Origin of the sequence: Shewanella insulae (genome assembly GCF_009831655.1) — a bacterium.
GTDB lineage: Bacteria > Pseudomonadota > Gammaproteobacteria > Enterobacterales > Shewanellaceae > Shewanella > Shewanella insulae.
The window spans coordinates 462,176-480,877 of the sequence record NZ_WRPA01000001.1; the positions used below are offsets into that span (position 1 = coordinate 462,176).

Consider the following 18,702-nt stretch of genomic DNA (forward strand, 5'->3'; position numbering starts at 1 on the left):
TCATTAGCTAGAATGAAATATTGAATTTACTCAAAAAACTCTGATGAACTCAACTCAAGATACAATTTACGCACAGGCCTGTGAAAATATCAGTGATTTTCAATTCGACGATAGAGTCGCGGGCGTCTTTGGCGACATGATCCGTCGCTCTGTCCCAGGATATGGACAGATCATCAATACCTTAGGCGATTTTGCCGACAAATGCGTCACCCCCAATAGTAAAATTTACGATTTAGGTTGCTCCCTGGGCGCCGCAACCCTTAGCGTGCGTCGTCGTATCGAAGGCAGAGGCTGTGAGATCATCGCCGTCGACAATAGCGAATCTATGGTCGAACGCTGCAAGCAAAACCTCAGCGCCTATGTGAGCGAGACCCCGGTGGACCTCATCTGCGCCGATATACGCGACATAGAGATCCAAGATGCCTCCATGGTGATCCTCAACTTTACTATGCAGTTTTTGGCTCCCGAAGACAGGCAAACACTGATCGCCAATATCTATCAGGGACTCAAGCCAGGCGGTATTCTGGTGTTGTCAGAGAAGCTGGTCTTCGAAGATGAGCCGGTACAGCATCTACTGGACGAGCTGCACCTGGATTTCAAGCGTGCCAACGGCTACAGCGAACTCGAGATCAGTCAAAAGCGCAGCTCACTCGAGCATGTGATGAAACCAGATACCCTGCCCCAGCATCAGCAACGCCTTCAGGCTCAGGGCTTTAGTCATTTTAGCGTCTGGTTTCAATGTTTTAACTTCGCATCTATGGTGGCCATCAAGTGATCAGCTTCAGCTCCTTTTATCAGCAAATCGCCGATTCCAATCTACAACATTGGTTAGAAGAACTGCCGGCTATTCTCGGCCAGTGGCAGCGGGAACATAAGCACGGCAACCTACCCAAATGGGAGAAGGTGCTTAATAAGCTGCACTATCCCGCCCCCGACAGAGTCGATTTCACCACTAAGGTAGAGGTCGGCAGTGGAGATCAACTCAGCAAGGGACAGCAGGAGAAACTCAAGAACCTGCTAAAACTCTTCAGTCCCTGGCGCAAGGGCCCCTTCGATCTGCACGGCATCCATATCGATACCGAATGGCGCTCAGATTGGAAGTGGGAGCGAGTTCAACCCCATATCTCCCCCCTGAAAAACCGAACCGTACTAGATGTAGGTTGCGGTAGCGGCTACCACATGTGGCGCATGCTGGGTGACGGTGCCAAGCGCGTGGTGGGTATCGACCCTTCTCCCCTATTTCTCTGCCAATTTGAGGCGGTAAAACGCCTGGCGGGAAACCAGCACCCAGTGCATCTGCTGCCTCTGGGCATAGAGCAGCTGCCACCACTCGATGCCTTCGATACTGTATTCTCCATGGGCGTGCTCTATCATAGACGCTCGCCCATAGATCACCTGCTACAACTGAGGGATCAGCTGAGAACCGGTGGCGAACTCGTCCTTGAGACCTTAGTGGTCGATGGCGATGAGAACACAGTGCTGGTTCCCGGAGAACGCTATGGCAAGATGAACAACGTCTGGTTCCTGCCATCGGCCAAGGCACTAGAGGCCTGGCTGAAGAAGGCGGATTTTGTCGATGTTCGTTGCGTTGATATTGATGTAACCTCATTGGCCGAACAGCGAAGCACAGAATGGATGCCTAACGAGTCTTTAGTGGACTACCTAAATCCTAACGATATCAGTCTGACAGTCGAAGGCTATCCTGCACCCAAGCGAGCCACTTTTATCGCGGTGAAGAATCAGCCCAACAAAGATTTGATTTAAACAAAATAGTAAACGGGAAGCACTATGTTAAAACAGATGACCACACTCGCCCTGGTAACCAGCCTGGTCGGCTGCGCGACGACCCAGGAACCTAAGCAGCCCACGCCGGTCGATGTCGACACCTTTAATGCCAGCCTGAGCGAGCAAAAGAGCGAGCTTGTCACCCTGATCAACGCCAATCAAAGCGAGCAGCAGGCGACATTAACTTCCCTGTCTACCCAGCTTGACCAACTGTCTAAACAGGTGGCAGCGGTCAAGATTCAGCCTGAGAAGCAAGTGGTTCAGGTACCTATGCAATGTGACCCTTCGCCCATAGGGGACAAATTTATTCTGGGTGCGGTAGAGCATGTCTATATCGATGAGGTCAAAGCCGGCTTCGAGACCCGCATCGATACAGGTGCCGAATCCTCATCGCTGGATGCCCATAACATCATACTGTTCGAACGTAATAGTAAGCAGTGGGTACGCTTCGATGTGTTTACCCAGGGCGCCGACAAGCCCTCTCAGACCTTCGAGTCTAAAGTCGAGCGTTTCGTGCGCATCAAACAAGATGCCGATGAGAAGAATGATAGACGCCCAGTGATCCATGCCCATCTACAAATTGGCGATTACAAGGCGGAAACAGATCTCAACCTGGTAGATCGTAGTCACCTCGACTATCAACTACTGCTGGGACGTAAGTTTATGCAAGATATTGCCGTCGTCGATGTGGGACAGACTTTTGTGCACGGTAAGAAAAATCCCTCAAAGACAGCAAAATAATAGGATGCCAACTCGATGCACTCTAAAAAACCTTTTTATATATTAGTCGCCCTGCTGTTTATTGCAGGGATAGCCGCTAGCGTCTATCGCGGCATCGAACACAATGTGCCCTTCCTTCCTGGCGAACAGGTACAGAGCTGGGCCGTAGATGCCAAGGTCAGTTTCCAGGGCACTGGCAACCCAGCCGAAGTGACATTTTCACTGCCTAAGGATCCCGCCTTCGAGATCTTAGTCGAGAATGCTACCTCTCCAGGCTATGGAATGTCGGTCACCGACGGTGATGTCGGCCGACAGGTCACCTGGTCGACCCGCGAGGCCATTGGTCAACAAGATCTCTACTACAAGGTCACCCTGGTACCTACGGGCAAGAACGAGATCCTAGCAGATAGTGAACCAGACGCGCCACAGGCCTACAACTGGCCTGCCACCGAGTTGGCCGCCGCCGAGCAGGTGATGAGCGAGATATGGTCGCGCAGCGCCACCAACCTGTCGTTTGCCCAGCAGCTCAACAAGAGTTTTAATGCCACCGAACGCAGCCAAAACCTGGAACTTCTGCTCACCAGCAACTCTCGCGCCGACCTCTTTATCCGTATGCTTAACAGCAAGGGGATCCCAGCAAAGAAGGTTAGCGGATTGTTTTTGGAAGATCAGCGCCGCCGCCAACAGTTGACCACCTATGTCGAGGTTTATCACCAGGGGCAGTGGATCATCTTCAATCCTAACGATGGTAGCCAGGGACGCCCAGACAATCTGCTGATCTGGGACAGAACCGCCAAGTCGACCCTGGACGTGGTCGGCGGGGTAAACTCTCAGGTTAACTTCTCCATGTTGCAAGACACCCGCTCTGCACTGGCGACCTCTATCGACATGCTGAAGAACAAGGACGCACTGGACTTCTCCCTCTATCAACTGCCACTGGAAGAACAGAGCCTGTTTAAGGGCATCTTGCTTATACCTATCGGCGTGCTCATGGTGGTATTCTTGCGGGTGATCATAGGCATCAAGACCTCTGGTACCTTCATGCCGGTACTGATCGCCCTTGCCTTTATTCAGACAACCTTGCTAACAGGACTTGTTGGCTTCTTGCTGATCGTCGCCTTCGGCCTGATGATCCGCTCCTATCTGTCGGATCTCAACCTCTTGCTGATATCTAGGATCTCGGCGGTGATCATAGTGGTCATCGGCATCATAGGCCTGTTTACCCTGCTCTCTTATAAGTTCGGTTTGAGTGAAGGCCTCACCATCACCTTCTTCCCTATGATCATCCTGGCGTGGACCATCGAGCGTATGTCTATCCTCTGGGAAGAGGAAGGTGCCAAGGAAGTCATGGTACAGGGCGGTGGCAGCCTGTTTGTCGCCACCTTGGCCTACCTGGCCATGAGCGCTCACTGGGTACAACACTGGGTATTCAACTTCCTCGGTATCCACCTGGTTATTCTGGCAGTAGTGCTCTTGATGGGCCAATACACAGGCTACAAGTTATTGGAACTTAGACGCTTTAGACCTCTAGCGGGAGAGTAAGTATGCTATTTGCGAAACCTCGAAGGCTAACGGAAAACGGCGTGCTTGGCATGAACAAGCGTAATATCGACTACATAGGTCGTTATAACCAGCGCAAGTTCTACAAACGGGTGGACGATAAGCTCACCACCAAACAACTGGCACTGGCGAACGACATCGCCGTGCCGGCACTTATCGGCACCGTCTGTCAGCAACATGAGATCATGCACATTCCCGAGATGGTCAATAACCGCGACGGCTTTGTGATCAAGCCCTCCCAGGGATCAGGCGGTAAAGGGATCTTGGTGATCACTAAGGTGGAGAATGGTCACTATTTCAAGCCCAATGGACACGAGGTGACTCCAAGCGAGATCGATCGTCATATCTCCAACATTCTCAGTGGCCTCTTCTCTCTGGGTGGCAAGCCTGATGTGGCCATTGTTGAGGGGCTTATCGAGTTCGATCCTGTGTTTGACGGCTACTCCTTCGAAGGGGTGCCCGACATTCGCTTGATCGTATTCAAGGGCTTTCCCGTGATGGGCATGTTGAGGCTGTCGACGGCCGCCTCAGATGGTAAGGCTAACCTACACCAGGGCGCCGTAGGTGTCGGCCTAGACATAGGCACGGGCCAAGGCCTGCATGCGGTGCAGTTCGACCGACCGCTAGATCTTCACCCGGATACCGACAAGAAGCTTACCGAGATCCTAGTCCCCCACTGGGATACCCTGTTGCATACGGCCTCTAAGGCCTATGAGATGAGCGAGCTGGGTTACTTGGGCACCGACATGGTGCTGGATCAAAAGCTTGGCCCCTTGCTGCTTGAGCTCAACGCCCGTCCCGGCCTGGCGATTCAGATAGCCAATGGTCAGGGCCTGCTGCCAAGGCTCAAACATGTCGAGCAGATGAAGAATAAGTCTATGTCAGTGGAAGAGCGCGTCGCCTATGCTAAAACGCATTTTAGCAGTCTCCCTAGCGCTTAACTTCAGTGTGGCGGCCCAGGCCGCCTCTCCTATTACACTGCTCAGCGAGCAGTGTATCGATTACCGGGTCTCCCTGTCTCAGGCCAAGGCCAGCGATACTCAGCTCGATGCCAGCGTGCGACTCGAACGTGAGCTGATCGGCCTGTTTAACCTCAAAGACAGCGTACGCTTCTATCGGCACTATCCGCTAAATCGCCAAGACAGAGAATCCCTGTTGCAGTGCCAGTTACATCTGGCCGATGAATTCGACCGCCTGGCTCAGGACGCCTGGCTCAAGGCGCAGAGCCAGCAATGGGCCGCCAGTGAATCCCCAGGTCTTCATCATCTTGGCCAGCTCCTCACCCTGCAGATAGCAGAGCAAATCAGCCAAGAGCAGAAGGCTAAGCTCCATACCGCACAGGCCAGCATAGCTCATGGGTTAAAGCAGAAAGATCTGTCACTCATCATAGGCCAAGATCAGTGCCGCCTTCCCGATGAGCGAGTCGATACACAGGCCCAAACCAGATTCGATAACTCGATCGCCAGTTATCTCATCCATCAACAAGATGAGACCTGTAAGCGCCTGGTTTGGCAGGCCTATCAAGTAAGGGCCAAGCAGAAGAACCAGGCAGCCCTGTCGCTTATCCTAGAGACCAGGCAGGCGATAGCACTCGAGCATGGATTCAGAGATTATGCCAACTGGTCGCTGAGCCACCGACAACTCGCCCATCCGGCGCAGGTTAAACATTATCTGGACAGTCAAACCCAACGAGGCCCTTCCCCCTGGGCATTGGGCGCAGTGCTCGCCGAGCTTCCCAAAGTCGAGATTAACGCCCTGACGGGACAAGCGCTGTTAGAGGCAATTCAAAGCTCGCTGGAACCCTTTGGGCTTAAGTTTGAAACCGTTAACGACAAGATGCTGCGCCTGTGGCACCAGGGGCGTTTGCTCGGCGAGCTCTTCCTCGCCGAAGGAGCTAGGCTTCAAAAAAACAATGCCCGGTTAAGTCCCCTAAGGCAGGCAGTAGTAGGTCAACAATTTGGCCAGCTCACCCTTAGCCTGCCCGATGAGCTAGATGACTATCGCAGTCAGGAGTTGCTGATCTCAGCCGTGGCCGAGATGGTATCGCGCATGATCATTGGCGGACGATACTACCTGAACAATACCTTAGGCGATGACCAAGCCATAGCCAGGTACTGGCTCAGTCAGTACCTGACCGACAGCTTGCTCCCCAGTCTACCAAGCAATAGCCGTGAGGCTCAGCTCAAGGCCTTCTCCACCCAGCTTAAGGTTTTTCGCAGCAAGCTTGCGCTGTCGGCCTATCAGGCGCCCGAAAACCGTCTCTACAGCGACATGAGCCATGAGTTTGCCTTAAGTTTCGGCAAACCCTGGCCACAAGCAAAAGATGCGATTTACAGCTTTACCGGAGCGGCAACCCAAGGACCGCTCTATTATCTTCCTCTATGGCATCAAAGCCTTGCAAGGGAGATCCATGCTCGTGCCAGACTCGACACCCGCGCACTGTTTGAACTCTTATTGATCAACGAGCAACAACTGACCCTCGATGAACGACTCACTATAATTTTTGGCAGTGCGCCATCTGTCGCCACCATCCTAGAAAGGAGCCAACATGATCAACCTAAGCCCATACACTAGCATCTTTGGGGCTCTCGCACTCACCTCTGCCCTACTATTCCCAAGCCTGCCCGTCTCGGCAAAGGCATCGCCTTCACCGGAAGCACTGCATGTCAAACAGGCTATCCAGCAGAACCTTGAAGATCATCTCTACCAGTTACCCCCAAGGGTTCAGGGCCACTATGGCATTCGTCTCTATCGCATGACCGGCGATGACAAATATGCCAATGCCGCCCTGGTCGATCTATATGCCGTCACAGAATCCCAGGCGTTTTACGCCTGTCAGCTGGATAAGGCGGGCTTTATCACCCAGGAGGCCCAGGCGGCCATAGATGTGCTGGGTAAGGGACCAAGAGCCAAGGCCCGTAAGAAGGCGCTGGCCCCCTTCCCCGAGTTTCTTTTCTACACCGATGTATTGTTGAGGTTCTCGAGTCGCATCGATGAGTTTGGCCTGCAAGGCCCTTGTCATGACAAGTTAGTCACGGCCCTTAAGGGAACCGATCTGAAACGCGGCCTCACCGATAAGGCAATGATCGAGGCTTGGGCGGCGCAGCTGGTTAACTATGTGTACTGGGCCAAGCAGCTTGGCGTGGGCGACTATGTACAAGCGTACAAGGCCGCCTTCAATCGCGTCTACCCTCAGAGTAGGGACGCAGAGCTCGACAAGAAGCAGTTTCGCAATAAGATCTACGGCATGACCCACTTCATCTTCGCCGCCAGTGAGTATTATCAGCATCCGGTCGATAAAGCGGAGTTTGCCTGGATCTTGAATTATTTCGAGACCAATATCGACCGGATCCTCAAAGATGCAACAGACGATATCATCGCCGAGGTAGGCATCAGCTTCCACCTGGCAGGAATGTCAGATAACCCTGTGGTAAAGCAGACCCAGAGACACATCATGGCCGCTTTCGATCCTAAGGTGCAGACCATCCCCTCGCCTCGAGGCAATCCCGATCTCGCCTTGGGCGAGCACCGCAACGTGCTTGCCATGATGCTGTTAGATTGGCCCAAGACACTGCATCAAGGCCCCTATTTCCATCGGCTAAAGGCGACAAAAAAATACTTGCCCAAGCTGGTCGACGTAAAACATGAGCCCAGCGGCAAGCAAACTCAAGCCGGGAAGCAATAGGAGCCAAGAATCAAGATGAGTCAGGCAAAATCAACCTTCGAGCAATGGCGCATCCTCCAGGCGGTTGTCGATTACGGCGGATACGCCCAGGCGGCAGAGAAGCTCAATAAGAGCCAGTCATCCCTTAACCATGCGGTGGCCAAGCTGCAAGCCCAGTTAGGCGTCGCCCTTTTGGAAGTCAGGGGCCGCAAGGCCTACCTTACCGAGAGTGGCGAGGTGCTGCTCAGGCGCTCTCGCCACATTACCCGTTCGGTGACGGAACTCGAGCAGCTAGCCAGTAACCTGGAGAAAGGCTGGGAGCCTAGTCTGTTGATCTCCCGCGAGATGATCTATCCCATGGAACATCTCATCGACGCCCTGGCCGAGTTTGAGCCTCAAGGACGTGGCACCCGGATCACCATCTTAGATTCGGTGATCAGTGGCAGTGCCGAACTGGTAGAGTCTGAGACCGTAGATATCGCCATCATAGGCGGCGCGCCGCCTAAGGGCCATCTGGCCCAACCCCTTTGCAATGTAGATTTTCACCTGGTCTGCCACCCCTCACACCCGCTAGCGAGTATGGAGATGCCCCTAGATGATCAGACCCTGGCGGAGCAGCTGCAAATAGTGATCAAAGATACCGGCCAGATAGCCCGCGGCGAACTGGGTTGGCTCAAGGCCGAACGACGCTGGACAGTAGCCAATTTCCATGAAGCCTTAGTGGTGCTCTCCAAGGGGCTGGGCTTCTGCTGGATCCCGAGTCACCTGATCTGCGATGCCATCAAGGAGGGTCGCCTCAGCCGTTTGACCCTGAAAGGCTCTAGTCATCGTCAGGTGCCGCTCAGCCTGGTTATCCCCAATCGTGACAAACAGGGGCCCGCCTCGCAGCTGCTGGAGCAGCTAATCCTCAAGAATCATTCGGTTTTAGAGGAAGAAGGCTAAGGATGAGGGCGAGGATTCACCCTCGCCCACTTGGTAACGCATCGACAGCGCCTTAGGGGTAAACACTAGTCCTTCGGCCACCAGGAGCTGACGGCTTATTTGCTCTATCGATCGTGAAGGACTCCTATCATTATCCAGCGCCGAGGGGGAATCGATTCTGGCCGCAGAGATTCTCCCCTGATCATCCACACTACCGCTCACCCTAGGGGACACGGTCTCAGGTAACCGGCGCTGCTGGTCACTCTTACCTGCATCGATAAGTGGCTGCATCTGCTCAGGGGTGATGGCACTCTGTTGGCGCACCTTCGCCAATTCGGCCTTCGCCGTGTTCATCTTACGCAAGGCTTCGCTAGCCACCCGGATATCCGCCATCGAAGGGGTAACAGGCGCCATCGCCGCCGCATAAACCTGCTTCATCTTGTTCAGGGTTGCCAGCGGATCCCCTGGCACGGTGGAGATATCGATCGCCACTTCGCCATCCACCGCATAACGCCTGCCATCGCTGCCCTGCTCATACTTAAAACTTGGGCTGCGTGCAAAAGTACCGCCAACGCTGGCATGGGCCTGTTCATGGGCTCTCACCTCGGCGTCGCGCCTAGACAGTTCCTTTAACTCAGCCTCTTGACGGGCAAGGTCAGGATCCTGTGAGCGACGCTCATCACCTGGTGCGGCTTTTCCCTCTTGCTTATCCGCAAAGGGGTTATATGCCTCGCCGCGGATTTCCTCCGCCCCACCAAAAATATCGGCTACGGGCTGTTCCCCTCCAGTCACAATGCCCCGACTAACGTCAGCCTCACCGGTTTGTGCGCCTGAAGTAATCGCATTTGATACTCCATCGCTAGCTCCCGAACCAGGGGCTAAATCTGAGCCTGTTAACCCAGCTCCCACACCAGGAAGTGCTGTATCGGCAACACCGTCCTTGCCTAACCCAGTAACCGCCACCCGATTAAGTAGGCCGCCTATCCCAAGAGGCCCGCTGGAGAGGCTATATCCCCCTTGGACAGATGAACTGCCATTGAAGATAGGCCTGCTCGCACCGCTTTCTGTTGAAAGGTCGGAAGCCACCTTGTTGGAACTGAATACCCCGGTTACCGCCGGGGGAGTCGGCAGTGAAGCAGCCGAGTTGGCCTTAAGACTAGTGTTTGCCGGCAGATGAGAGACAGCGGGCGTGGAAGCGGCACCGACGGAACTCGAAGCCCTATTTGAAGAAGGTAAAGAAGCTGACGAGGATGAAGAAGATGTAGAAATAGAAGCAGAAGAAAACGGCAACGCACTGTAGCGCATTGCCGCAAGAGATGGCGTAGTCATGGCGCCGGCCATGGCGTTACACCTTGATGTCTATCACTGTACCTAGGGTTTCGTTTGCAGTCTCTAATACTTCAACCGCGGCTTCCCCTTGGTTTTTCGATTCTAACGCCGAGACCAGGGCCTCGGTTTTATCAGTGGCGTTAACCGGATTGCTCGTCTCAGTGCCACCTGCTTCGCTCACCGGCGTCTGGCTAGGTTTGGCAACATCTACCGTGGCCTGGGTCAGACCCGACTGAGCACTTTGCAAACCGGCTAGACCGGATGAAAAACTTGATGGAATGTCCATAAATGATGGCCCTTCTTAGCGTGTAACACTTACGGCTAATTATTAATCAAAAGCCATCTAAAGTACAGCGTGCTAACACCCTCTTCTATCTCCTTGAATTAGTTAGTTTGTACCTATCCAGCCCGCCTCCCAGTCTTTCCACACTGGGGTAAAGCCGCGACTTCGAAGGACACTGGCGACCTCGGCGGCGCTGCGCTCATCACTGATCTCAAACTGATCCAGCTGAGCGGCCGGATTGACATAGCCGCCCGGTTCGGTGCGACTACCCGCACTCATCTGAGTGATGCCTAGCCCTAGCAGATTGTCCCTCAAGCTAGGCGTCTCCCGGGTCGAGAGGCTGATCTCAAGTTGCTCGTTAAAGAGGCGAAAGGCGCAGATAAGTTGTACTAAACCTTTGTCGGTCAACTGCACCTTGGGCGTGATACCGCCGACGCAGGGTCTGAGCCTAGGCAGGGATATGCTGTAACGACTGCGCCAGAAGCGGCGCTCGAGATAATCCAGGTGATAGCCCATCAAGAGCGCGTCCATGCGCCAATCATCGAGACCCAGTAACACACCTAGGCCTATCTTATCCACGCCCGCCGGGGCGATCCGCTCCGGCGATTCGAGACGATAGCCATAGTCCTGCTTATTGCCCCTCAGGTGATGTCTGCGATAGGTCTCAGGATCGTAGGTTTCCTGATAGAGCATCACGGCATCCAGCCCCTTCTCCACTAAAATCCCATAGTGTTCACTGCTCAGCGGCTGCACCTCCATGGCCACATGGCTAAATTCCGCCTTCACCAAGGGTAAGATATCGGCAAAGTAATCTATGCCGACCTTGGTTTCATGCTCGCCGGAGACCAACAAGATGGAATCAAATCCCTGAGGCTTAATCACCGCCATCTCCGCCGCCAGTTCATCATGGCTAAGCACCTTGCGCTTAAGCTTGTTGCTCATGGTGAAACCACAGTAGTCACACTCGTTGGCGCAGAGATTTGAGAGATAGAGCGGCAGATAGAGGCCGATGTTGTGACCAAATCGCTGCCGGGTTAAGGCGGCAGCACGTTGCGCCATCGGCTCTAGGTACTCCTCAGCGGCCGGCGACAGCATGGCTAACAGATGATCCAAGTTGCCCTGCTCACCCTCGATCGCCGCTTCTACCTGGGCCGCCGTGGTGGAATAGAGCGCCATACGCAACTGCTCGCGAGAGAGTCCACTCAAGGTATCGAAGAAACTCATTGGGTTACTCCGATAAGAAGGCGGTGAGCGCCTGCTGGGGACTGGTGCCAATCGCCCTCTGGTGAACCTGGGCCAGGCCCGCCTCATAGGCCTTACGCCCCGTGGAGACGGCATCGGCAAAGCAGAGCGCCATCTTCACCGGATCGCGGCTGGCGGCAATTGCCGTGTTCACTAGTACGGCGCTCGCGCCCATCTCCATGGCCGCCATCGCCTGAGAGGGTGAGCCTATTCCGGCATCGACCACCACAGGCACATTGGCCTGCTCTATGATCATCTTCAAAAATGCCGCCGTCTCCAGCCCGCGATTGGAGCCTATTGGGCTACCCAGCGGCATCACGGCCGCACAGCCTACAGATTCCAAATTACGGCAGAGCACAGGATCGGCATGCACATAGGGCAATACGGTAAAGCCGCGTTCACACAGCACCTTGGCTGCGTTAAAGGTCTCTATGGGATCTGGCATCAGATATTTAGGATCTGGGTGGATCTCAAGCTTTACCCAGGAGGTACCCAGCACCTCTCGGGCCAGCTCGGCGACGAAGATCGCCTCCTTGGCATTGCGCGCTCCAGAGGTGTTGGGCAGCAGCTTAACGCCGCTTTGGCGTATGGGCGCCAGAATATCATCGAAACCCGCCTTGAGATCGAGCCGCTTCATCGCCAGCGTCACTAATTGCGAACCGCTTGCTGCCAAAGCCGCCAACATCTGATCGGCGCTGGCAAACTTGCCCGTGCCGGTAAAAAGGCGTGAAGAGAACTGACTATCGCCTATCGTTAACATATTAACCTCCTGCCACTACGCCAAAGAGTTCAATCACATCGCCCGCCTCACACAGGGTTAATGCCCACAGAGACTTTGGAACCACCTCACCTGCCCGCACCAGCGCCACGCTATCCAGGGTGATCTGCTGGTCCTCCAGCATAGACAGCAGACTCGCATTGGCTGGCACCTGTATTAACTGACCATTTAAACTTAAGCTGATCTCACTCATCTATCTCTCCTAAGGCCGATAAACAGGCTGTCTCACCACGTGCCGCATAAGCCTTTTCATTCGATTCTTTAATTTCCGCGCAGACCGCGCATTTGGGATCCCGCCGCAGCGCGAATTTCTGGATTTCGCCGGTTAAACCATCGAATCTGTGCAACCAGCCCAGGCCCGGTAACCCCAGCAATAGCTTTATCGCCAGCAGCGCCTGCATCGAGGCCAAGGTGCCCACCATGGGCCCAAGTATGCCTATGGTGCTGCAGCTCTCACTCACCCTTAGTTCGGCCGGAAACAGACAGTGATAGCAGCCATTGTCCGGGGATTTGCTCAGATCGAACGCCATCAACTGACCGGCAAAGTGGGCCGCAGCCGCCACCACGTTAGGCGTGCTCAGCGCCACACAGGCGGCATTGATATGCTGGCGCGTGGCGAAGTTGTCGCTGCAATCGAGCACCAGACCCACATCCGAGAGCAGAGACTCGGCGTTATCGCCATCCAGACGCACAACCTTGGCCGATATCTGACCAAAAGCCGATACCTGGCTGTTGTCACCTGTGCCTTTTCCTACCAGCCTGTCTCTGGCGACTTCCGCCTTGTACTGGCCGCAATCGCCATGGGAGAACAGTAGCTGCCGGGGCAGGTTACTCAGCTCCACCTTGTCATCATCGATCAGGATCAGGCGGCCGATCCCCGCCGCGCTCAGATACTGGGCGCAGAGCTGGCCCAAGCCGCCAAGCCCCACTATGGCGACGCTTGCATTCATCAGCCTTTGCTGACCCAGTTCGCCGACCTCGGGCAACATGATCTGCCGCGAATATCGGATAAACGCCCTATCATTGAGTGACATAGGCTTTCTCCCACGTCCTGGCCAGCTGTTTATAGGCCTCGCCCGGCGAGTCTGCCTGGGTCACTGCGCGCACAACGGCCACCGCCTCTACGTTTGTTGCTTTAACCCGCTCTATACGCGAAGCGTCTATACCGCCGATGGCCACTCTGGGACAATCAGGCTTCCAAAGCGCGACCATACGAGCGAGCATACTCAGCCCCTGAGGATTAGAAGGCATAGATTTCGTCGGTGTGGGGAAGATATGCCCCAGCGCCAGATAGGATGGATTGAGCTGACTGGCCAGCGCCAACTCGAACACGCCATGACTGGAGACACCCAGGGCGATCCCCGCCTCGGCGATCCTATTGAGATCCGCCTCAAAAAGATCTTCCTGCCCCAGATGGATGCCGAAGGCGCCATGCTTTAACGCCAGCTGCCAGTGATCGTTGATAAACACCTGAGCATCGTACTTGCGCCCCAGCGCGATAGCCCCTTGGATCTGCGCTTCTAACGCGGCAGCGCCTTGGCCCTCTTCTTGCTTGCCCTCCCCTTGTTTGCTCTCTTCTCCTTTGCGACCTGCATGGCCATCATCCTCAAGCTTGATCCTCAGCTGGGCCGTACTTGCGCCGGCGGCCAGTACCAGCTCCAAAGTATTCAGATTATCCACCACGGGATACACCCCGATGGGACGCTTAAGCCTTGGAAAGCTAAGCCTTGGAAAGCTATGCCTTGGAAAGCTATACCTTGAAAAATTAGCTGCCGAAGAACTTAGTGAAGAACCTAGTAAAGAAAAACCACTAGCGCTATCTGAAGAGCTTAACTGAGTCCCGCCGGTCAACTCTGTGATACGGGGAAGCGATATGAGGCCCGAAGGCCAGCCGCAGCGGGTCAATGGCCCGGCGCCGGCGCCCAAGGCTTTGGCCGACGCTATGCCTTGGCCCACATAGGTTTTAGCGAGCAGAACAGCATCGTGTAGCACTAGCCCCTGGGCAAGAAAACTGGCGATCGCCGATGACAAGGTGCAGCCGCTACCGTGATGATTGGGGTTATCCACTCGCTCACCGCTGAGGCGAAAGCTGGTGTGCTGATGTAGCGGCGAGGTATGCGCCACCGCGTTGCAGATAAAGAGATCTTCCGCCTTATCGCTGTGCCAGAGTGAGCCCTTATCACCGCCGGTGATCAGCAGATTGCAGGCTAAGTGCCTTGAGAGTGCGCTTGCCTGACCTAGCATCTCATCACTTGATGCCGTTTCTTTCCCCACCAACTTGCCAAACTCGCTGGCGTTCGGCGTCATCAGGGTAAGCAGCTTAGCGAAGGGAGTGAAATCTAATCCGTCAAGGTGCTTGGGCTTGCTCTTGCGCTGGGCGGAGGCTTGAACAGCAGATTCGCCAGTCAAGGCATCGCCGCAGGAGGCCACCATCACGGGATCCAGAATAATCGAGATAGGCAGGCCATCACCCGTTTTCAGTGGCGCAATATGGGTCGCCAGCCAATCGGCGACAAGATTAATCTGACGCTGATTGGCAAGCAGGCCTATCTTGATCGCCCTTGGCGGCAGATCTGCCAGCAAGGTATCGAGCTGAGCGAGCAAGATAGCCTCACTCACAGGCTCGACACCGTTAACCGCCACCGAGTTTTGCGCGGTGACGCAGGTGATCACGCTGCAACCATGGCAGTCCAGGTCCGCCATGGTCGCAAGATCTGCCTGAATGCCCGCACCGCCCCCGCTGTCTGAACCGGCAATGGTCCAGACGATAGGTTTTTCAGCGGACATGGCTACACCTCTTCTGCTTTTTCGAGAACCGTACTTTCAAGAGCTGTACTTTCAAGAGCGGTACGTTCGAGAGAGGCGCTTTCAACGCCAGGGCTTTGCTTCACCGCGCTGTGATAGAGCTCGCTACCACTTTGCTTAAACTGCGCCGACATCTGCGCCAGCCCTTGTTGAATATCTACCTTCGGCGCGCTAGCAGTAACGTCAATCTGCTCAACCTCAATCTCCCTCACCTCGATCGCTTGGGCCGCGGCGTATTCGCGCACCTCCTGGGTGATCTTCATCGAGCAGAACTTGGGGCCGCACATGGAGCAGAAATGGGCTACCTTGGCCGACTCCTGAGGAAGTGATTCGTCGTGATTCGCCCTGGCGGTGTTGGGATCCAGTCCCAGGTTGTATTGATCTTCCCAGCGGAACTCGAATCTCGCCTTAGACAAGGCGTTGTCGCGGATCTGCGCGCCGGGATGCCCCTTGGCCACATCGCCAGCATGGGCCGCGATCTTATAGGCGATCAGCCCCTGCTTCACATCTTCCTTGTTTGGCAGACCAAGATGCTCCTTGGGTGTCACGTAACAGAGCATGGCGCAACCATACCAGGCGATCATCGCCGCGCCTATGCCTGAGGTGAAGTGATCATAGCCTGGGGCAATGTCGATAGTCTGAGGGCCTAGGGTGTAAAACGGCGCTTCGTCACATAGCTCGAGCTGCTTATCCATGTTCTCCTTGATAAGCTGCATCGGGATATGGCCCGGCCCTTCGATGATGGTCTGCACGTCATACTGCCAGGCCTTCTTAACCAGCTCGCCTAAGGTTTCCAGCTCGGCAAACTGTGCCTCGTCGTTGGCATCGGCGATCGAGCCTGGTCGCATGCCATCCCCCAGCGAGAGGGAGACATCGTAGGCGGCGCACAGCTGGCAGATCTCATCGAAATGCTCATAGAGGAAGTTTTCCTTGTGATGAGAGAGGCACCACTTGGCCATGATGGAGCCGCCGCGAGAGACTATACCTGTGAGGCGCTTAGCCGTCATAGGCACATAACGCAGGAGCACGCCGGCGTGAATGGTAAAGTAATCCACCCCCTGCTCTGCCTGCTCGATCAGGGTATCTCTGAAGATCTCCCAGGTGAGATCTTCGGCGACGCCATTGACCTTCTCCAGCGCCTGATAGATGGGCACAGTCCCTATGGGCACCGGCGAGTTACGGATGATCCACTCGCGGGTCTCATGGATATAGCGACCGGTAGAAAGGTCCATCACGGTATCCGCGCCCCAACGGGTGGCCCACACCAGCTTCTCCACCTCCTCTTCGATAGAGGAGGTAACCGCCGAGTTACCTATGTTGGCGTTGACCTTCACCAGGAAATTACGGCCGATGATCATAGGTTCGGCCTCAGGGTGGTTGATGTTAAGCGGTAAGATTGCCCGGCCCGCCGCCAGCTCCTGAAGCACAAACTCTGGCGTGATCGGCTCACCTAGCTTGGCGCCGAAACTCTCACCCGGCGCGCGCTGATTGAGCACCTCGTCGGTCACTGTCTCTCGAGCCATGTTCTCACGCAGGGCCACATACTCCATCTCTGGGGTAATGATGCCACTTCTGGCGTAGTGCATCTGAGTCACCACCTTACCTTCAAGGGCGCGTCTTGGCTTGGGCAGCTGCTCAAACCTCAGATGATCCAGCCCCTCATCGGCTAGACGCTGCTGGGTAAAACCTGAGCTGACCTGCTCGAGTTCCTGGGTATCGCCGCGCTCGGCAATCCACTCGCTGCGCAGCTTAGGGAGACCATGGCGTACGTCGATATCGGCCTTGGGATCTGAATAGGGCCCGGCGCAGTCATAGACGGTAATGGGAGGATTTTTTTCAAAGACTGGCGCCTCAGCCGTGCCGCCGACCAGAGTGTCAGACTGAAAGATCTGCCGCATGGCGACCTTGAGATCTGGCCTGCTGCCGCCTAGGTAAAATTTTTGCGAATTAGGGTGTTGTAAGGGTTTGAGGTTATCGATAAAGGCCTGGGCCTCTGCTCGCATTTCGCGACGTGTTGACATAAGCAATCTCACTATAGGGTTAGATGAAGTTGCTTGTCTGGAGAAGTTGGCGTTGAGGGCATTGAACCAGGCCAAGGTATCGCCTGATTCAAAAATATGCTGGGTGTCACCAGGGTTTAGCCCCCCAAAATTGAGGCGGTTTCAATCCTTTGCCCGATAAAAATCGGCGGCGACACTATGGTCATATCATGCTTGTTTCCTTCGCAGGGACTAACCTGATCAGGTTCAACGGATCCCGAATAAACGGTCTCAGCCTAATGGCACTCCGACAAGAGGGCCTCAGTATAGACCTAAGAGATTGAAGGTGGCAAGCCCCTTCCAATACATTGTGACATCAAATTAGACGATACGTATAAAAGAATAAAAACAGAAAGTTAAAGCAAACCAAAATGGCAAACCCAAATTTAAGTGAAAATATATCACACTAATTTTTATCTTTAACCTTAACGCCCATCATACTCAGATGCTTATCGAGGGAGTCTTTGATCGCCTGTTTCACCTTGTCGCCACCGCACTTAAAGGGGAAGCCTAAGTTTTCCCCATGGGGGTTAATTGGCGTCGCCACACTCACCACGCGATAACAGGTATCTCCTATCTTGACGATACGATTAGGATCCAACTTGCTGTCTAAGGTGATTGCCGCCTCATATTCATTCTCCTTAGGCAGAACTAATCCCCTCATCTCGCCATCCATCTCACTCATCGACTTCTTTTGGGTGGCATTGCTGGCGGCGCGCTCTACTAACTCATCCAGCCGTGACTGCCTATATCTCACCATATAATCGCCAGCCACAGCGCTTGCCGCCCCCGAGTCTGCTGCTGGCTCGGCCGCCAAGTTGAGACCTGTCGCCCCCTCGAACGAGAATGCGCCACTCTCTTTCTGAATGTCATCCGATGGCTTAGTCTCAGGCACAATCCTAGACTCAGAGGTATTAGACGCTGAGGTATCAGTCGCCGGGGCATTGGTGGTCTGAGTCGCATTGGCATGGGTAACAGTGGGTTGAGTTACTTTGTCTTGAGTTACTTTGTCTTGAGTTAATTTGTCTTGAGTTACTTTGCCCTGGCTATCGGTGGCTCTAATAGCTGGTGCCAGCTTTTCAGGACTCGGTTCACTCGGCACCTGATTTTCCTGAGTCACGCCAGCCTCTTGATTAAGCGCATCTTGACTTGACTCATTTTGAACCAACTTCGTCAGAGGCAGTTTTACTGTCGCCTCGGCAGGGCGATACTTGGCCCTCATGGCGTCAAACTCTGCCTGAGTGAGCATATAGGCGCTGATGGCCTTCTTGTCTCCCTTAGTTGAATCTTGAGCCAGATATGGCCCATCAAACTGCCAACTCAGCAGGGCCAGCAACACGAGATGTACCAGCAAGACGGCCAGGAAGATATGCAGCTCTTGCCAGCCTATCCTCGCACTTAGACCGAAAGAAGATGGGCCCTTAGCAAGCGGGACGCTAGCAGCATCAGAGCCCTGCTCGGCGCGCTCATTCTGCTCGGGCTCATTGACTGGTTCACAGAAGGCTAACTGCCCGAGATCTATATCAAGATTATGGTGGGGCCAGGAAGATTGACTATCCTTAGGGAGCACTCGCAA

17 protein-coding genes and 1 riboswitch are annotated in these 18,702 nt (G+C 54.6%); of the genes, 8 read left to right on the top strand and 9 right to left on the bottom strand.

All coding sequences use genetic code 11. The features are described from left to right. The first annotated feature begins 43 nt into the window (after window positions 1-43). From cmoA to GNT65_RS02095, 8 genes are read left to right on the top strand one after another with little or no spacing between them, the layout of a single operon-like run. Window positions 44-775 (top strand): carboxy-S-adenosyl-L-methionine synthase CmoA, encoded by a 732-nt coding sequence (cmoA, locus tag GNT65_RS02060; protein WP_160793442.1) that lies wholly within the window; start codon window positions 44-46, stop codon window positions 773-775. Further along, on the top strand, window positions 772-1,764 hold the full coding sequence (gene cmoB, locus GNT65_RS02065) for a tRNA 5-methoxyuridine(34)/uridine 5-oxyacetic acid(34) synthase CmoB (protein ID WP_160793443.1): 993 nt from the start codon (window positions 772-774) through the stop codon (window positions 1,762-1,764). Before cmoA ends, cmoB begins: the two co-directional genes overlap by 4 nt. Before the next feature lie 24 nt (window positions 1,765-1,788). Then, window positions 1,789-2,526 (top strand): ATP-dependent zinc protease family protein, encoded by a 738-nt coding sequence (locus GNT65_RS02070; protein ID WP_160793444.1) that lies wholly within the window; start codon window positions 1,789-1,791, stop codon window positions 2,524-2,526. Between the two features lie 15 nt (window positions 2,527-2,541). Next, window positions 2,542-4,047: a UUP1 family membrane protein gene (locus tag GNT65_RS02075; RefSeq protein ID WP_160793445.1), complete on the top strand. Its 1,506-nt coding sequence runs from the start codon at window positions 2,542-2,544 to the stop codon at window positions 4,045-4,047. Window positions 4,048-4,049: 2 nt separating this feature from the next. Continuing rightward, window positions 4,050-5,006, top strand: a complete 957-nt coding sequence (locus GNT65_RS02080) for an alpha-L-glutamate ligase-like protein (RefSeq protein ID WP_160793446.1) — start codon at window positions 4,050-4,052, stop codon at window positions 5,004-5,006. Next, a complete protein-coding gene (locus GNT65_RS02085; RefSeq protein WP_160793447.1) occupies window positions 4,969-6,639 on the top strand; it encodes a hypothetical protein in 1,671 nt (556 codons plus the stop codon). The genes GNT65_RS02080 and GNT65_RS02085 overlap by 38 nt, the downstream gene beginning before the upstream one ends. After that, window positions 6,614-7,750 carry a DUF3541 domain-containing protein gene (locus GNT65_RS02090; protein ID WP_160793448.1) on the top strand — a complete coding sequence of 379 codons (1,137 nt, stop codon included), beginning with the start codon at window positions 6,614-6,616 and terminating at the stop codon, window positions 7,748-7,750. Before GNT65_RS02085 ends, GNT65_RS02090 begins: the two co-directional genes overlap by 26 nt. 15 nt (window positions 7,751-7,765) lie before the next feature. After that, the gene (locus GNT65_RS02095; protein WP_160793449.1) at window positions 7,766-8,671 is read left to right on the top strand and encodes a LysR family transcriptional regulator; all 906 of its coding nucleotides are present in this window, start codon (window positions 7,766-7,768) and stop codon (window positions 8,669-8,671) included. On the opposite strand, the gene GNT65_RS20720 is transcribed toward GNT65_RS02095, so the two are convergent. From GNT65_RS20720 to GNT65_RS02140, 9 genes are all read right to left on the bottom strand, one after another. Next, a complete protein-coding gene (locus tag GNT65_RS20720; protein WP_420853487.1) occupies window positions 8,654-9,736 on the bottom strand; it encodes a putative metalloprotease CJM1_0395 family protein in 1,083 nt (360 codons plus the stop codon). The two genes, GNT65_RS02095 and GNT65_RS20720, sit on opposite strands and share 18 nt — an antisense overlap. 259 nt (window positions 9,737-9,995) lie before the next feature. Then, the gene (locus GNT65_RS02105; RefSeq protein ID WP_160793451.1) at window positions 9,996-10,265 is read right to left on the bottom strand and encodes a chemotaxis protein; all 270 of its coding nucleotides are present in this window, start codon (window positions 10,263-10,265) and stop codon (window positions 9,996-9,998) included. Window positions 10,266-10,367: 102 nt separating this feature from the next. After that, window positions 10,368-11,486, bottom strand: a complete 1,119-nt coding sequence (gene thiH, locus GNT65_RS02110) for a 2-iminoacetate synthase ThiH (RefSeq protein WP_160793452.1) — start codon at window positions 11,484-11,486, stop codon at window positions 10,368-10,370. A gap of 4 nt (window positions 11,487-11,490) precedes the next feature. Continuing rightward, window positions 11,491-12,264, bottom strand: coding sequence for a thiazole synthase (locus GNT65_RS02115; protein WP_160793453.1), 774 nt, complete (start codon window positions 12,262-12,264; stop codon window positions 11,491-11,493). A gap of 1 nt (window position 12,265) precedes the next feature. Next, window positions 12,266-12,475: a sulfur carrier protein ThiS gene (gene thiS / locus GNT65_RS02120; RefSeq protein WP_160793454.1), complete on the bottom strand. Its 210-nt coding sequence runs from the start codon at window positions 12,473-12,475 to the stop codon at window positions 12,266-12,268. Next, a complete protein-coding gene (locus GNT65_RS02125) occupies window positions 12,468-13,316 on the bottom strand; it encodes a HesA/MoeB/ThiF family protein (protein ID WP_160793455.1) in 849 nt (282 codons plus the stop codon). Before GNT65_RS02125 ends, thiS begins: the two co-directional genes overlap by 8 nt. After that, on the bottom strand, window positions 13,303-15,069 hold the full coding sequence (locus tag GNT65_RS02130) for a bifunctional hydroxymethylpyrimidine kinase/phosphomethylpyrimidine kinase (RefSeq protein ID WP_160793456.1): 1,767 nt from the start codon (window positions 15,067-15,069) through the stop codon (window positions 13,303-13,305). Before GNT65_RS02130 ends, GNT65_RS02125 begins: the two co-directional genes overlap by 14 nt. A 2-nt stretch (window positions 15,070-15,071) precedes the next feature. Continuing rightward, entirely contained in the window at window positions 15,072-17,108 is a 2,037-nt protein-coding gene (thiC, locus tag GNT65_RS02135) for a phosphomethylpyrimidine synthase ThiC (protein WP_160793457.1), read from the bottom strand. A gap of 179 nt (window positions 17,109-17,287) precedes the next feature. After that, window positions 17,288-17,386, bottom strand: a riboswitch (TPP riboswitch). Between the two features lie 146 nt (window positions 17,387-17,532). Then, window positions 17,533-18,696, bottom strand: a complete 1,164-nt coding sequence (locus GNT65_RS02140; RefSeq protein ID WP_160793458.1) for a hypothetical protein — start codon at window positions 18,694-18,696, stop codon at window positions 17,533-17,535. Window positions 18,697-18,702: the final 6 nt, after the last annotated feature.

Excerpts from the sequence above, each read along its gene's own strand:
- GNT65_RS02095 (WP_160793449.1), top strand. The coding sequence starts at position 7,766 with ATGAGTCAGGCAAAATCAACCTTCGAGCAATGGCGCATCCTCCAGGCG.
- GNT65_RS02125 (WP_160793455.1), bottom strand. The coding sequence starts at position 13,316 with ATGTCACTCAATGATAGGGCGTTTATCCGATATTCGCGGCAGATCATG.
- GNT65_RS02070 (WP_160793444.1), top strand. The coding sequence starts at position 1,789 with ATGTTAAAACAGATGACCACACTCGCCCTGGTAACCAGCCTGGTCGGC.
- GNT65_RS02080 (WP_160793446.1), top strand. The coding sequence starts at position 4,050 with ATGCTATTTGCGAAACCTCGAAGGCTAACGGAAAACGGCGTGCTTGGC.
- GNT65_RS02105 (WP_160793451.1), bottom strand. The coding sequence starts at position 10,265 with ATGGACATTCCATCAAGTTTTTCATCCGGTCTAGCCGGTTTGCAAAGT.
- thiS (WP_160793454.1), bottom strand. The coding sequence starts at position 12,475 with ATGAGTGAGATCAGCTTAAGTTTAAATGGTCAGTTAATACAGGTGCCA.
- GNT65_RS02130 (WP_160793456.1), bottom strand. The coding sequence starts at position 15,069 with ATGTCCGCTGAAAAACCTATCGTCTGGACCATTGCCGGTTCAGACAGC.
- cmoA (WP_160793442.1), top strand. The coding sequence starts at position 44 with ATGAACTCAACTCAAGATACAATTTACGCACAGGCCTGTGAAAATATC.
- GNT65_RS02090 (WP_160793448.1), top strand. The coding sequence starts at position 6,614 with ATGATCAACCTAAGCCCATACACTAGCATCTTTGGGGCTCTCGCACTC.
- GNT65_RS02075 (WP_160793445.1), top strand. The coding sequence starts at position 2,542 with ATGCACTCTAAAAAACCTTTTTATATATTAGTCGCCCTGCTGTTTATT.
- GNT65_RS02115 (WP_160793453.1), bottom strand. The coding sequence starts at position 12,264 with ATGTTAACGATAGGCGATAGTCAGTTCTCTTCACGCCTTTTTACCGGC.
- GNT65_RS02085 (WP_160793447.1), top strand. The coding sequence starts at position 4,969 with ATGCTAAAACGCATTTTAGCAGTCTCCCTAGCGCTTAACTTCAGTGTG.
- thiH (WP_160793452.1), bottom strand. The coding sequence starts at position 11,486 with ATGAGTTTCTTCGATACCTTGAGTGGACTCTCTCGCGAGCAGTTGCGT.
- thiC (WP_160793457.1), bottom strand. The coding sequence starts at position 17,108 with ATGTCAACACGTCGCGAAATGCGAGCAGAGGCCCAGGCCTTTATCGAT.